This is a genomic window from Kitasatospora sp. NPDC059827 (assembly GCF_042731675.1).
Classification (GTDB): Bacteria; Actinomycetota; Actinomycetes; order Streptomycetales; family Streptomycetaceae; genus Kitasatospora.
On sequence record NZ_JBHWIV010000003.1, the window covers coordinates 207246 to 222000 of the forward strand.

Below are 14755 nucleotides of genomic sequence, written 5' to 3' on the forward strand. Positions count from 1 at the left end.
TTCGCCCCCGCTCCCGCCCCCGTCCCCGCCCGGTTCGGGAGCCAGCCGGTCGGCGACCCGGCCCCTACCCCTGGTCCCCACGGCCACCCGTCCCCGGGATCGCGGTGAAGGCCGCGGGCCGGTCCAGTCCGGTCAGGCGCGAGAACGGGTAGACCACCCAGTCCGCCCGGCCGATCACCTTGTCCTCGGGCACGAAGCCGCCACCGGGCTCCCCGAGGTGGTCCCGGGAGTCCCGGGAGGCGCTCCGGTGGTCGCCCAGCACGAACAGCTTGCCGTCCGGCACCAGGACGTCGAAGGCCACGGCGGACGGCTGGTCGCCCGGGGCCAGGTAGCCGCTCTCGTCCACCGGCACGCCGTTGACGGTGAGCGGCGCCCCCGGGCCGGTGCTCCGCACCCGGTCCCCGGCGACGCCGATCACGCGCTTGACGTAGACCGCGTCGCCGGCCGGGACCAGCCCCAGGTCCCGGCCGACCGAGCGGAGGTCGTCCCAGACCCCCGGCGGCTCGGCCGAATCGCGGAGGAAGGAGCCCGTCCCGTCGAAGACCACCACGTCACCGCGCTGGGGGTGCCCGCCGAAGGCGTAGGCGAGCTGGTTGGCGAGCAACCGGTCGCCCGGCCGCAGGGTGTCCTCCATCGAGCCCGAGGGCACCGTGAACGGACGGGCCACGAAGGCGTTCACCAGGAGCAGGGCCGCCAGACAGATCCCGGCCAACAGCAGCAGGTCCCGCGAGCGCGACCGCCCGGGCTCCTCGGCCTCGTCCTCGGCCTCCGGCTCCACCCCTGAGGCCCCCGGCCCTTCGAGCCGCTCAGGACGTTCGAGCCGCTCCGGCCGCGCAGCCCGATCCGGCTCGGAAACGACCGCGGACCGCGACAGCGAGTCCGCACCGGTGGGTGCGGGACTGCCGTCGCGGTCCGCGGGTGGTTCGTGCGTGCTCATCGGGCGCAGAGCTTACCTTGCGGTGGCCCGGTCCCTCGGAGCGCTCCGGTCCCCCGGCGCGGCCGGGGGGCGGTGGATCAGCGGTCGCGCTTCTCCTTGATCTTCGCGGCCTTGCCGCGGAGGTCACGCAGGTAGTACAGCTTGGCGCGGCGAACCGCACCGCGGGTCACGACCTCGATCTTCTCGACGACCGGGGTGTGCACCGGGAAGGTGCGCTCCACGCCGACGTTGAAGCTGACCTTGCGGACGGTGAAGGTCTCACCGACGCCGGCGCCGTGGCGGCGGATGACGACGCCCTGGAAGACCTGGACACGGGAGCGGTTGCCCTCGATGACCCGGACGTGAACCTTCAGGGTGTCACCGGCGCGGAAGGCCGGAATGTCGGTGCGCAGCGAGGCCGCGTCGACAGCAGCGAGCTTGTTGCTCATGTTGCTCTCCATCGCAGGCGCCACGGGCCGCCCACGGAAGTTCGTCACAATGGGGTGAGCTGCGGGCCGCATCGGCTGACGGCGATCCCCCCGTGGCGAGGGCGCCGGTCCACGTGCCCCCTACGGAAGGGGGCCAGCGACAGACAGCAGCGGCCTATTCTTCCACATCGACGGCCGTGGACCGAAATCGGCCGAGCTCCTCGTCCCAGGCCAGGCCCAGGACGTCGAGCGCCGCCCGGTCCTTCTTGTCGAAGGCCCCGTGCTGCCAGCGCCCGACCAGGTCGGGCCGGTTGGCCAGGGTGCGGGCGAAGGCCTGCTCCCGCCGCCAGCGGGCGATCTTGCCGTGGTTGCCGCTGAGCAGGACGTCCGGGACGGTCCGGCCGCGCCACTCGGCGGGCTTGGTGTAGACCGGGCCCTCCAGCAGGTCGGCCATCGCGCCGGGCGCGAAGGAGTCGTCCCGGTGCGACTCGGCGTTGCCGAGCACGCCGGGCAGCAGTCGGGCGATCGCCTCGACCATCACCAGCACCGCGACCTCGCCGCCGGCCAGCACGTAGTCGCCGATCGAGGCCTCGACCACCGGCATCCGGGTGGCCGCCTCCTCGATGACCCGGCGGTCGATGCCCTCGTACCGCGCGGGGGTGAACGCCAGCCAGGGGCGCCCGGCGAGCTCCTGGGCGAGCTCCTGGGTGAACGGCCGCCCGCTGGGCGTGGGAACGACCAGGGTGGGCAGCTCGCCCTCGGGGCCGCCGGCCACCACCGCGTCCAGCGCCTCGCCCCACGGCTCGGGCTTCATCACCATGCCGGGCCCGCCGCCGTACGGGCTGTCGTCCACCGTGCGGTGCACGTCGTGGGTCCATCCGCGCAGGTCGTGGACGTGCACGTCCAGCTGGCCGCGGGCCCGGGCCTTGCCGACCAGCGAGATGTTCAGCGGCTCCAGGTACTCCGGGAAGATCGAGACGACGTCGATCCGCATCCCCGACTGCACGGTCCCCGGCTGCACCATCCCCGCCTGCGCGGTCCCCGGCTGCACCATCCCCGCCTGCGCGGTCCCCGGCTGCCCACCGCGGGCAGCCGCCGAGGCACTCTCCGGGGCGGGCTCGGGAGCGGCCGTCGGGGCGAGGTCCTGCTCGGCGCTCACTCCGACTCCTCCGGCTCCTCCGAGGCGCTGCCGACGACCTCGGCCTCGTCGAGGTCGATCAGCCCGGGCGGCGGGGTGATCACGGCCCGCTGGTTCTCCAGGTCGATGGTCGGCACGATCTGGGTGACGAAGGGCACCAGCACCTCCGTGCCGTCGGCCTTCTCCACCGTGAGCAGGTCCTGGTACGGCAGGTGGACGACCGCGGTCAGCTCGCCGACCGGGGTGCCATCGAGCAGCACCACGTCGAGGCCGACCAGCTGGTGGTCGTAGTACTCCTCCGGATCGTCCGGACGCTCCTCCGGGTCGACCTCGGAGATCAGCACGGTGCCCCGCAGCGCCTCCGCCGCGTTGCGGTCCTTGACGCCGGCGAAGCGCAGCAGCAGCCGGCCGCTGTGCACCCGGCCGGACTCGACGGTCAGGGGCCCGGTCGAGGCCGGGTCGGTGAGCAGGACGGCACCGGGGCCGAGCCGGAGTTCCGGCTCGTCGGTGCGGACCTCGACACTGACGTCCCCCCGGATGCCGTGGGCACGGCCGATCCTGCCGACGACGAGCTGCACGGTGATCGTTCTCCTGGAGTTGCTGGGCGAGAAGGCAGAGACAAAGGCAGAGACAGAAGCGGTGACGCAGCCCGGTCACGAAGACCGGTGACGAGAGCCGAGGACAGCGGCCGGAGACAGAAAAAGGCCGACCGGGACGACATGCGTCCCGGTCGGCCTCAAGCCCGACGGCTGAACGAGCAGCTGCGTCAGCGAATGTTGTCCACGTCGACCAGGTCGACCCGGACGTTGCGACCGCCGAGGGCGCCGACCACGGTGCGCAGTGCGCGCGCCGTGCGGCCACCCCGGCCGATCACCTTGCCGAGGTCATCGGGGTGCACTCGCACCTCGATGGTGTTCCCCCGACGCAGGTTGCGCGAGCGCACCTGCACCTCGTCGGGGTGCTCGACGATGCCCTTCACCAAATGGTCGAGGGCGTCCTCGATCACGATCAGGCCTCGGCGCCGGCGTCGGCCTCAGCCTCGGCCTTGTCCGACTTCTTGGCCTTCGGGGTGATGGCGACACCGGTGGTGGCGTCCTCGAAGCCGGCGACGGCCTTCGCGAACAGGTGCGAGAAGTCCTCGACCTTGGGCTCGGCGACCAGCAGCGGCGCCGGGGCCGGCAGGCCCTTGAACTTCTGCCAGTCACCGGTCAGCTTGAGGATGGCGAGCACCGGCTCGGTCGGCTGGGCGCCGACGGACAGCCAGTACTGGGCGCGGTCGGTGTCGACCTCGATCTTCGAGGGGTTGTAGGTCGGCTGGTAGATGCCGATCTCCTCGATCGCGCGGCCGTCACGCTTGGTGCGCGAGTCGGCGACGACGATGCGGTAGTGCGGGGCGCGAATCTTGCCGAGACGCTTGAGCTTGATCTTGACTGCCACGGGAGTGGATTCTCCTGGTGTTGACGTGGGTGAGCGGTCTCGCCGTCCGCGTGGGGTTGCGGGGCGGTCCGCTCAAGGGACACGCCAGCCGTAGGAGAGAGGGGTCCTGCTCGGCTGCCGAGTACTCAGCTGTCCATTCTGCCATATCGGCGGCAGGGCTCTTCACCCGGCCTTCGCAGACGGAGCCGGGGAGCACCTGTGCCGCGGCCGGGGCGACCGGGCCGGAGCAGGGGGACGGTTCAGGGCTCGACCGGGAGCCCCCGCTCCCGGTCAGCCCACAGACTCACCGATGCCACCGGTGTCGATCATCCCGGCCGGGCCGACTGCCCGCACAGTCGCCGACCGGTCCCGACCCCGGATTACGCGATCTTGAACGGCTGCTGGCACGCGCCGCAGACGATGGACGCCTGGGCGAGCACCGACGGCACGACGCGGACGTTGCGCCCGCAGCCGCACACCGCCTTGACCCGGACGCCGCCCCCGGAGGAGCCGTGCCGGGCGGCCGGGCCGCGGAACGCGCGGTTGGCGCCGTCGCCGGCCACCGCCTCCTGGTGCGCGCCGAGGGCGCGGTCCAGTCGCTCGATGGTGTCGGCGTAGCGCTCCTGCGTCTCCTTGAGCATGGTCACCTGGGAGAAGCCGCTGCTGGCGTGCGGCTCGACCGGGTGCGCCAGGCCCAGCTCGGAGGCGAGCATCAGGAAGCGCCGGTTGTGGTAGCGGCCGGCCCGCGAGGTGTCCCGGATGTCCCGGGCCGCGGCCAGACCGTGGGCAGCCTCGTGGAGGAGCCGCTCGAAACCGAGCCGCGTGCCACAGGCCGAGGAGGACTCGCCGATCAGTGCCTCGGGCGAGGCCAGGTCGGGGAGGTCCTGGTGGTAGGCCTGGATGTCGCTCCAGGCGGCGGCCAGTTCGGCCGCGAGGACGAGGGGCTGTGTCGTGCTCACGCTAGACCAACGATGCAGAGTGCGCCGATGTTCCGCATGTTCCCGTTCTCCGGGAATTCCCAGGGAACTCCCAGGAATGCACGACTGCGCGCGAATTGCGCGTTCCGGATCTGAGGCAAGACCAACCCCCTGCGGGTTTCGGCCCGTCGCAACGTCGGCGGGCCTCGTGAATTCCGTCCGGGGAGCGGGCTGTCGCCCCCTGGACGTACGGCCCGTGGACCCGTCGAAGTTGACAGGGCCACGGGCCGTACACCGTACCGCTATTCCGTTAATACCGGCAGTTGACCGGCCAGTAGGGATGTCACCTACTCGGCCCCCTCCGGCAGAGTTACCGGATTCTTACCCGCCCGCATTTCGGGCAAATGTCGCCGCCACCGGTCATTACCCGACGACCGCCGACATCGGTGGGCGGCACGCGATCAGTACGCGCACGCCGCGATGACGTCAGTACGAACGCGCGACGATCGCGATATTGCCGTCCTGGTCGTCCGCCTGCGGCACCGAACCGTCGGCCGCGACGATGCAGCGCACCGTGACGCCCTGCTCGGCCAGCTTGGCCTCGCCCTCCGGGCCGAGGTCGGCCCAGGAGATCCGGGCCCAGCCGGTCGCGGCGGCCTCCACGGCCTCGTCGAGGGTCTTGACGTCGACGGTGCGGGACTCGCGGCGCTCGCGGGACTGGCGCAGCAGCAGCGCCTGGTCCTCCTCCAGGAGGCCCGGCAGCAGGGCGGCCAGCGCGTCGATGGAGACCGGCTCCTTGCCGCCCGGGATGCGGCGGGCCAGCATCGCGGTGCCGTTCTCCAGGTCGCGCGGGCCGACCTCGATGCGCACCGGAACGCCCTTGAGCTCCCAGTCGACGGCGCGACGGCCGAACGGGGTGTCGGTGCGGTCGTCGACCACGACCCGGATGCCGACGGCCTCCAGCTGGGCGCCGATCTCACGGACCTTGGCGATGACGGCGTCGTCGCCCTTGATGGCCAGCACCACGGCCTGGACCGCGGCCAGGCGCGGGGGCACCCGCAGGCCGTTGTCGTCGCCGTGGGACATGATCAGGCCGCCGACCATGCGGGTCGAGACGCCCCAGGAGGTCTGCCAGACGTGCTCGCGCTCGGCGCCCTGCAGCTGGTAGGTGGTGTTGAACGCCTTGGCGAAGTTCTGGCCCAGCTCGTGGCTGGTGCCCATCTGCAGCGCCTTGCCGTCACCCATCATGCCTTCGAGGGTGAGGGTGTTGATGGCGCCGGCGAAGCGCTCCTTGGCGGTCTTGCGGCCGAGCACGACGTCGATGCCGAGCACGTTGGTCATGAAGTCGCCGTAGACCTGGGTGTGGATCATCGACGCGTACGCGCGGGCGTCCTCGTAGGTGGCGTGGGCGGTGTGGCCCTCCTGCCAGAGGAACTCGGTGGTGCGCAGGAAGACGCGCGGGCGGAGCTCCCAACGGACCACGTTGGCCCACTGGTTGATCAGCAGGGGCAGGTCGCGGTGGCTCTGCACCCACTTCGAGAAGTACTCGTTGATGATGGTCTCGGAGGTCGGCCGGACGACGACCGGCTCCTCCAGCTGCTTGCCGCCGCCGTGGGTGACCACCGCGAGCTCGGGTGCGAAGCCCTCGACGTGCTCGGCTTCCTTCGTCAGGTAGGACTGCGGGATGAACATCGGGAAGTAGGCGTTCTGGGCGCCCGCCTTCTTGATGCGCGCGTCCATCTCCTGCTGCATCCGCTCCCACAGCCCGTAGCCGTACGGTCGGATGACCATGGTGCCGCGCACCGGACCGTTGTCGGCCAGCTCGGCCTTGTTGATGAGGTCCTGGTACCAGCGCGGGAAGTCTTCCGCCTGAGGGGTGAGAACGGGTGCCTTAGCCATGGGCGGAATGGTACGGGGAGCGGCCCCCTCACTTCGAATCGGTATCACACCGACGAGGGGGTGAGGACACCCTCAGTCGTGGCACACCGACCGCGGTCCGTCCGCAGGGGGCGCACGACCGCGACACGCGCGCACCACCCTGCACCCCTCTGGACGCCGGGCCCGACCCGCTGTTCGCTGGAGTGGGGCGGGACTTTGGGGGAGCCGTAGCTGCACACCGAAGGACCGGATGGGAGGCCGCGATGGCTTCAGCTCGGACGACCGGCACGACCGCACGACCAGGGACCGCACGACCAACCGGCGCACGACCGACCGGCGCACGACCGCACCACCCCCCGCAGGAGGCCGCGGGGCCCGCGCGGGCGCGCGACTGGGCGGAGATCCAGGAGCGCATGCTGGTGCCGCTCTACGAGGCGGTGCACGACCGCCTGGAGGTCGGCCCGGCGAGCAGCGTGCTGGGACTGGGCTGCCGGTCCGGACTGGCCCTGCTGCTGGCCGCCGGACGGGGCGCCCAGGTCGCCGGGCAGGAGCCGCGGGACGAGCTGCGCGAGCTGGCCCGGGGGCGTCGGCTGCGGGTGTGCGCGGGGGCCCGGCCGGCCGCCGCCGTCCCCCGCTCGGCCCATTCGCTGGTGACGGTCTTCGACCAGTTGCCCGGCTCCGCCGAGCCCGGGCCGGTGGTCGCCGAGGCGGCCCGGCACACCCTCCCGGGCGGGCACGTGGTGCTCGCCGCCTGGGGACCGCCGGAGCGCTGCGAGAGCGCCCCGGTGCTGGACGCGGCCCGCCGGATGGCCGGGCGGACCACCGCGCGCGACCCGTTCGAACTGAGCGCGCCGGGAACGCTGGAGGACCTGCTGGCCCCGGCCGGCCTGCGCCCGGCCGGCAGCGGCCGGGTGAGCTGCCCGTTCGCCTACCCGGACCTCGACAGCGCGGTGCGCGGCCTGCTCTCCACCGGACTGTTCGAGGCGGCCGAGGAGTTCTCCGGTGCCCCGCTGGTGGCCAAGGAGCTGGAGGAGGCGCTGCAGCCGTACCTGCGCCCGGACGGCTCGGTCCGGATGGAGAACGTCTTCCGCTACCTGATCGCCGAGCGGCCGCGCTGAAAGCCCCCGACCAACGGAAACCGGGGGCGCCCGCCACCACGGCGGGCGCCCCCGGTTCCCCGGCTCACGCCTCCTCGGAAGCCTTCCGCGGCACCCCGGCGGCCCGGTAGGCCGCCTCCTCGTCGAGGGTCTCCGCCTCCAGCAGCGCCGCCGCCAGCGCGTCCAGCCGCTGCCGCTCCTCGTTCAGGATCCGCACCGCGTCCTCGTAGCACTCGGCGACGATCCGCCGGGCCTCCTCGTCCACCGCGTCCAGCGTGGTCGGCGCCGCCGAGAGCCCGTACGCGCCCTGGGCGTCCGCGGGCACGGCGGTGAGCCGCCCGACCCGCTCGCTCATCCCCCAGCGCCCGGCCATCCCGCGGGCGATGTTGGTGACCTGCTCCAGGTCGCTCTCCGCGCCGGTGGTGATCACCCCGTAGACCACCTGCTCGGCGGCCATCCCGCCGAGCGCGCCGATGATCCGGCCGCGCAGATAGGGCTCGGTGTACGAGTAGCGGTCGTTCTCCGGGGTGGAGAGGGTGACGCCGAGGGCCCGGCCGCGCGGCACGATGGTGATCTTGCGGACCGGGTCCGCCCCCGGCTGGAGCATGCCCAGCAGCGCGTGGCCGCTCTCGTGGTACGCCGTCCGCTCGCGCTCCTCCTGCGGCATCACCAGCGGTCGCACGGCGCCGAGTTGGACCTTCTCCAGGGCGTCCGAGAGGTCCCGCTCGTTGACCGCGTCCTGCTCCCGCTTGACGGCCAGCAGGGCGGCCTCGTTGACCAGGTTGGCGAGTTCGGCGCCGGTCATCCCGGGGGTGACCTTGGCCAGCTGGGTGAGGTCGGTGTCGCCGGCCAGCGGGACGGTCCGGGTGTGGATGCGCAGGATCGCGGCGCGCCCCTCCCGGTCGGGCGGGCTGACGGTGATCCGGCGGTCGAAGCGGCCGGGGCGCAGCAGCGCCGGGTCGAGCACGTCGGCCCGGTTGGTCGCGGCGATCACGATGACGCCCTCGGAGCCGGTGAAGCCGTCCATCTCGGTGAGGATCTGGTTGAGCGTCTGCTCGCGCTCGTCGTGCCCGCCCATGCCGCCGCCGGCGCCGCGCTGGCGGCCGATGGTGTCGATCTCGTCGATGAAGATGATCGCCGGGGCGACCTTGCGGGCCTCGGCGAACAGTTCGCGGACCCGGCTGGCGCCGACACCGACGATCATCTCGATGAACTCGGAGGCGGAGGCGGAGAAGAACGGCACGTCCGCCTCGCCGGCCACGGCCCGGGCCAGCAGGGTCTTGCCGGTGCCGGGCGGGCCACTGAGCAGCACCCCGCGCGGCATCTTGGCACCGAGCTTGCGGTAGCGCTCGGGGTGCTTCAAGTAGTCGACCACTTCGGTGAGTTCGGCCTCGACCTCGTCGATGCCGGCCACGTCGGCGAAGGTGGTGCGCTTGCCCTGGTCGGCGGTGACCGGCTTGGGCGGGGCCTTGCGGCCGAGCGGTCCGCCGCCGAGCCCGCCGGCCATCCGACGGGCCAGCAGCACCCAGATGAAGACCAGCAGCAGCATCGGGGCGAGCGAGAGCAGCAGGTTGGTCAGGAAGCTGCGCTGCTGGACCGGGGAGGTGGCGGTGACCTCGACGCCCTGCTGCTGCAGGGTGGTCCACAGGTTGTCGCCCGCGAAGGAGGGGCGCTGGGTGTCGAAGTCGGTGTAGTCGCCCTTGCCGCCGTCGGGTTTGGGCTGGGCGCTCTTGAGGGTGCCCTCGATCGCGTCGCCCTTGGAGTAGATCTTGGTGATGTTGCCCTTGTTCAGCTGGTTGTTGAACTCGGTGTAGGAGATCGTGGTGGCGCCCTCGTTGCCGAAGAACGACAGCAGCAGGTCGGAGATCAGGAACACCACGAGTGCGGTCAGGACGAGGCCCGCCCAGCCGCCGGGCATCCGGCGGCGGGGCGGCGGCGGGGGCGGGGCGCCCTCGGACCGCCAGGGCTGGTCGGGGGTCTGGCGCGGCGGCACGGGTTCGGTCACCCACCGGACGATACGGACAGCCACTGGGGCGGGCCAACCGCAACGCCGCGCCGGACCGCCCGTACGGCCGCACCGACGCCTCCGACCAGCGGATATGACCTCCCGTCGGCGGGCTAGGCCGCGCCTCCCGGCCACTCCTCCGCGGTCAGCGCGAACCGCTCGTGGTCGCGCCAGTCCCCCTGGAGGAACAGCATCCGCGGGGTGTAGCCCTCGTGCCGGAAGCCCAGCCGCTTGGCCAGCGCGATCGAGCGCTCGTTCTCCGGCTGCACGTTGATCTCCAGCCGGTGCAGGCCCAGCCCGTCGGCCGACTGCGGGGCGAAGCAGCGGTCCAGGATCAGCCGCAGGCCCTCGGTCATCCGCCCGGTGCCGGCGTACGGCAGGTACGAGTCGTAGCCCAGCGAGGCGTTGCAGAACCGGCCCATCACGATGTTGGCGACGTTCACCTTGCCGACCAGCCCGCCGCTCTCCCGGTCGAGGATCAGGAACGTGCGCAGGCCGGCGCCCTGGCGTCCCAGCAGCTCGGGCAGCCCGTCCGGCTCGACCGGGTTCCACCGTCCGATGTGCTCGGCGGACCGTCGGACCGCCTCCGCGTACACAACCTCGTCCTCGGCCCTCGGGGCCCTGATCATCACTCGCACGGCGACATCATCTGACATGCCGACATCATCCGGCACTGCGAAGCCCGTCGGACACGACCGCACCCACCGTCCCACCGGCGTCGCCCCGGACACGCGTGCGGCCCGCCGCCCGGAGGATTCCGGACGACGGGCCGCAACAGCGGGAAACCGAGGACTACAGCAGGTCCTTGAACTCCTTGGGCAGTTCGAAGTCGGCCGGGCCCTTGCCCGCGCCGAGACCGAACGCGCCGCCGCCGTCGGCCGGGCCCTGCTCGGCGCCCGGGCCGAGCGCGCGGCGCTCGGCGGCCGCAGCCTCCTCCTGGGCCCGCTTCAGCGGGTTGCCGCTCTTGCGCTTGCCCTTGGCCTGCGGGGCCTTCTTGCCGGACTTCTTGGCGCCGCCGCCCATGCCCGGGATCCCCGGCATGCCGGGCATGCCCTTGCCGGAGGCCATCGCGGACATCATCTTGCGGGCGTCGAAGAACCGCTCGACCAGGTTCTTGACCTCGCCGACCTGGACGCCCGCGCCCTTGGCGATGCGGGCCCGGCGGGAGCCGTTGATCAGCTCCGGCTCGGCGCGCTCGGTCGGGGTCATCGACTTGATGATCGCGCCGACCCGGTTGACGTCCTTGTCGTCGATGTTGTTGATCTGCTCGCGGATCTGGCCCATGCCGGGCAGCATGCCGAGCAGCTTGGAGATCGAGCCCATCTTCTGGACCTGCTCCAGCTGGGACAGGAAGTCGTCCAGCGTGAAGGCCTTCGGGCCGCCGCGCAGCTTGGCGGCGATCTTCTCGGCCTCGGCCTGCGAGAAGGTCTGCTCGGCCTTCTCGATCAGCGAGAGGACGTCGCCCATGCCCAGGATGCGCGAGGCCATCCGGTCCGGGTGGAAGGCGTCGAAGTCGTCGACCTTCTCGCCGTTGGAGGCGAACATGATCTGGCGGCCGGTGACGTGCGCGACCGACAGGGCGGCACCACCGCGGGCGTCGCCGTCGAGCTTGGAGAGCACGACACCGGTGAAGTCGACGCCTTCGAGGAAGGCCTGCGCGGTGGTGACCGCGTCCTGGCCGATCATCGCGTCGACGACGAACAGGACCTCGTCCGGGTTCACCGCGGCGCGGATGTCGGCGGCCTGCTGCATCAGCTCGGCGTCGATGCCCAGGCGGCCGGCGGTGTCGACGACGACGACGTCGTACTGCTTCTGCTTGGCGTACTCGATCGAGTCCCGGGCGACCTGCACCGGGTCACCGACGCCGTTGCCCGGCTGCGGGCCGTAGAAGGCCACGCCGGCGCGGTCGGCGACCACCTGGAGCTGGTTGACCGCGTTGGGGCGCTGGAGGTCGCAGGCGACCAGCAGCGGGGTGTGCTTCTGCTGCTTCAGCCAGTGGCCGAGCTTGCCCGCCAGGGTGGTCTTACCGGCACCCTGCAGACCGGCGAGCATGATGACCGTCGGGCCGTTCTTGGCGAACCGCACCCGGCGGGTCTCGCCACCGAGGATGGCGATGAGCTCCTCGTTGACGATCTTGATGATCTGCTGTGCTGGGTTCAGCGCACCGGAGACCTCGACGCCGGCCGCACGCTCCTTGACCTGCTTGATGAAGGCCCGGACGACCGGCAGCGCGACGTCCGCCTCCAGCAGCGCGATGCGGATCTCGCGGGCGGTGGCGTCGATGTCCGCCTCGCTCAGGCGGCCCTTGCCCCGGAGGTTCTTGAACGTCGCTGCGAGGCGATCGGAAAGGGTGTCGAACACGTCGTCGCGGGTCCTCTGCGGCATCGGTATCGGTACGGTCGTCGTCCCCAGGGTATCCGGCCGCCCCGGGTACGGTCTCCACCCCCGTGCGAGCGGCCCTCCACCTCCCGTGCGAGCGGCCCTCGGCCACCCGTGCGGGAGGCCCTCAGCCCAGCGCCGACCGGACCGCCGCCGCCACCTCCCGGGCCCGCTCGGCGGCCAGCGGCAGGCCGGCCGGATCGGTCAGGTAGAAGGAGTCGACCGCCTCCGCCCCCAGCGTGGAGACGTGCGCGGTGCGCACCCGCACCCCCGCCCCGTCCAGCGCCCGGCCGATCCGGTGCAGCAGCCCGGGGGCGTCGTGCGCCCGGACCTCCAGCACGGTCGCGGTCGCCGAGGCCACCGCGGGCGCCACCGTGACCAGCGGCGGCGGGGTCGGGATGCCCTTGCGGCGCGGGGCGGCGGCGTCCCGCTCGGCGAGCCGGCGGGAGACGTCCAGCGAGCCGTCCAACGCCCGGCGCAGGTCCGCGCGCAGCCGGGCCGCCTCCGGCAGCTCGCCGAACTCGGCCGCCACCCGCCAGGACAGCAGCAGCACCGGGCCGGCGCCGATCGGGTCCAGCTCGCGCAGGCCCGCCGAGCGGACGGTCAGCCGGTGCAGCGCCAGCACCCCGGCGACCGTGCCGAGCAGCCCGGGCCGGTCCGGGACGGCCAGGTTCAGCTCGACGCCCATCGGCTCGGTGCCCGGGTCCGCCCCCTCGGCCTGGGCCAGCAGCGACAGCGCGGGGGCGCCGGTGCGGGCGGCCTCGACCGCCAGCCGCTCCTGCTCCGCGCCGGGCTCCGCCTCCACCGGGGCGGCCCCGCCGCCGGCCAGCTGCGCGGCGACCCGGGCCACCAGGCCGTCCACCAGGGAGGCCCGCCAGCTGCTCCACGCGGCCGGGCCGGTGGCCAGCGCGTCGGCCTCGGTGAGGGCGTGCAGCAGTTCCAGCTCCGGCAGGGTGCCGACCGCCTTGGTGATCGTCTCGACGGTGGCCGGGTCGTCCGGGTCGCGCCGGGTGGCGGTGTCCACCAGCGTCAGGTGGTGGCGGACCAGCACCGCCAGGGTCTCGGTGTCCTCGGCGGGGAAGCCCATCCGCACGGCCAGGTCGCGGACGATCACCTCGCCGGCCTCGCTGTGGTCGCCGGGCCAGCCCTTGCCGAGGTCGTGCAGCAGCGCGGCCACCAGCAGCAGGTCCGGTCGGGCCACCCGGCGGGTCATCGCGGCGGCCCGGACCGCGGTCTCGACCAGGTGCCGGTCCACCGTCCAGCGGTGCACCGCGTTGCGCTGCGGACGGCAGCGGACCCGCTCCCAGTCCGGCAGCAGCCTGGTCACCAGCCCCTCCGCCTCCAGCGCCTCCCACACCGGGACGGCCGCCTCCCCCGCCCCCAGCAGGGTCACCAGCTGCTCGCGCGCCTCGTCCGGCCAGGGCACCGGCAGCGGGCGGCACTCGGCGGCCAGCCGGCGCACCGTCGCGTACGAGACGGTCAGCCCGTTCTGCGCGGCGGCGGCCGCGGCGCGCAGCGGCAGCACCGGGTCGGCGGCCGGGCGGGCGGCCTGGGCGAGCACCGCCTCGCCGTCCTGCTCGACCACGCCCTCGGCGAGCGGGCGGCGGGCGACGGCGCCCCGGGCCACCGCGCCGGCGCCCCGCCCGGCGCCGGTGAACGGGAAGCCCAGCCGGACCGCCCGGCGGCCGCGGCCGGACCGGGCGGCGAGCACCCGGTCCACCGCCCGCCAGGTGACGTCGCTCGCGTAGGCGATGGTCCGGGCGGCCTCGTAGACCTGGCGCAGCAGGGTGTCGGCGTCCAGCACGCCGAGCCGCTCGGCGACCTGGTCCTGGTCCTGGAGGCCGAGCCGCTCGGTGGCCCGGCCGGTGACCAGGTGCAGCGCGTCGCGGACGTCGGCGAGGCGCAGGGCGGCGGTGTCCAGGCCGTCCCGGGGCGCGTCGGCCAGCCAGGTGGCGGCGACGGCGTCCAGCGCGACCAGGTCGCGCAGACCGCCCCGGGCCTCCTTGAGGTCGGGCTCCAGCAGGAAGGACAGTTCGCCGTGCCGCTCGGCCCGCTCCCGGCCCAGCTCGCGCAGTTCGGGCAGCCGCACGGGGGCGCTCGCGCGCCAGTCGGTGAACACCGCGGAACGCAGCGCGGCGGTGAGTTCCCGATCCCCGGCCAGGTGCCGGGCGTCCAGCAGGCCGAGCTGGGCCTTGAGGTCGGCGGCGGCCACCGCCCGGGCCTCGGCGACGGTGCGCACCGAGTGGTCGAGCTTGGCGCCCGTGTCCCAGACCGGGTACCAGATCCGCTCCGGCAGCTCGCGCGGGACGGGGCCGGAGTGCAGCAGCAGGACGTCCAGGTCGCTGCGCGGGGACAGCTCGCCCCGGCCGTAGCCGCCGACGGCGACCAGCGCGACACCGGACGCCGGGGCCCCGGCGTCGGCGAGCAGCGCGGCCAGCCAGTCGTCGGTGAGCCGGGCGAGCGCGGCCCGGCGCGGGCGGCCGGTCAGCCCGGGCCGCTCCAGCAGCGCGGTCCTGGCCGCCGCGTGGCCGAGGGGGTCGGAGGAGCTGGTCTCGGTGGTCATGCGCGTGGGTCCCGTCCG

13 protein-coding genes are annotated in these 14755 nt (G+C 73.3%); 1 reads left to right on the plus strand and 12 read right to left on the minus strand.

Going from position 1 to position 14755, the window contains the following annotated elements; genetic code table 11:
• Positions 1 to 64: 64 nt before the first annotated feature.
• The 8 genes from lepB to proS all read right to left on the minus strand — a co-directional run bounded on the left by lepB (position 65) and on the right by proS (position 6714).
• The gene (gene lepB, locus ACFV8H_RS03320) at positions 65 to 778 is read right to left on the minus strand and encodes a signal peptidase I (protein ID WP_380396314.1); all 714 of its coding nucleotides are present in this window, start codon (positions 776 to 778) and stop codon (positions 65 to 67) included.
• 236 nt (positions 779 to 1014) lie between these two features.
• Positions 1015 to 1365 carry a 50S ribosomal protein L19 gene (gene rplS / locus ACFV8H_RS03325; protein WP_030243502.1) on the minus strand — a complete coding sequence of 117 codons (351 nt, stop codon included), beginning with the start codon at positions 1363 to 1365 and terminating at the stop codon, positions 1015 to 1017.
• Between the two features lie 154 nt (positions 1366 to 1519).
• Positions 1520 to 2338, minus strand: a complete 819-nt coding sequence (trmD, locus tag ACFV8H_RS03330) for a tRNA (guanosine(37)-N1)-methyltransferase TrmD (RefSeq protein WP_380396346.1) — start codon at positions 2336 to 2338, stop codon at positions 1520 to 1522.
• Between the two features lie 161 nt (positions 2339 to 2499).
• A complete protein-coding gene (gene rimM, locus ACFV8H_RS03335; RefSeq protein WP_380396315.1) occupies positions 2500 to 3060 on the minus strand; it encodes a ribosome maturation factor RimM in 561 nt (186 codons plus the stop codon).
• A 188-nt stretch (positions 3061 to 3248) separates the two neighbouring features.
• Positions 3249 to 3488, minus strand: a complete 240-nt coding sequence (locus tag ACFV8H_RS03340; protein WP_030056773.1) for an RNA-binding protein — start codon at positions 3486 to 3488, stop codon at positions 3249 to 3251.
• Positions 3489 to 3490: 2 nt separating this feature from the next.
• Positions 3491 to 3919, minus strand: coding sequence for a 30S ribosomal protein S16 (gene rpsP / locus ACFV8H_RS03345; RefSeq protein WP_375891773.1), 429 nt, complete (start codon positions 3917 to 3919; stop codon positions 3491 to 3493).
• Between the two features lie 359 nt (positions 3920 to 4278).
• Positions 4279 to 4857, minus strand: coding sequence for a hypothetical protein (locus tag ACFV8H_RS03350; RefSeq protein ID WP_375891771.1), 579 nt, complete (start codon positions 4855 to 4857; stop codon positions 4279 to 4281).
• Positions 4858 to 5301: 444 nt separating this feature from the next.
• Entirely contained in the window at positions 5302 to 6714 is a 1413-nt protein-coding gene (gene proS, locus ACFV8H_RS03355) for a proline--tRNA ligase (protein ID WP_375891770.1), read from the minus strand.
• A gap of 392 nt (positions 6715 to 7106) precedes the next feature.
• Here proS and ACFV8H_RS03360 point away from each other — a divergent pair, with 392 nt between their 5' ends.
• Positions 7107 to 7811, plus strand: a complete 705-nt coding sequence (locus ACFV8H_RS03360; protein ID WP_375891768.1) for a class I SAM-dependent methyltransferase — start codon at positions 7107 to 7109, stop codon at positions 7809 to 7811.
• Between the two features lie 64 nt (positions 7812 to 7875).
• Here the strand turns inward: ACFV8H_RS03360 and ftsH are convergent, their stop codons facing one another.
• From ftsH to ACFV8H_RS03380, 4 genes are all read right to left on the minus strand, one after another.
• On the minus strand, positions 7876 to 9795 hold the full coding sequence (gene ftsH / locus ACFV8H_RS03365; protein ID WP_375891766.1) for an ATP-dependent zinc metalloprotease FtsH: 1920 nt from the start codon (positions 9793 to 9795) through the stop codon (positions 7876 to 7878).
• 113 nt (positions 9796 to 9908) lie between these two features.
• Complete coding sequence (locus ACFV8H_RS03370; protein ID WP_375891764.1) at positions 9909 to 10451, minus strand: GNAT family N-acetyltransferase; 543 nt, start codon at positions 10449 to 10451, stop codon at positions 9909 to 9911.
• Between the two features lie 136 nt (positions 10452 to 10587).
• On the minus strand, positions 10588 to 12156 hold the full coding sequence (ffh, locus tag ACFV8H_RS03375) for a signal recognition particle protein (protein ID WP_375891826.1): 1569 nt from the start codon (positions 12154 to 12156) through the stop codon (positions 10588 to 10590).
• Between the two features lie 145 nt (positions 12157 to 12301).
• Positions 12302 to 14737 (minus strand): [protein-PII] uridylyltransferase, encoded by a 2436-nt coding sequence (locus tag ACFV8H_RS03380; protein ID WP_380396316.1) that lies wholly within the window; start codon positions 14735 to 14737, stop codon positions 12302 to 12304.
• Between the last annotated feature and the right edge of the window lie 18 nt (positions 14738 to 14755).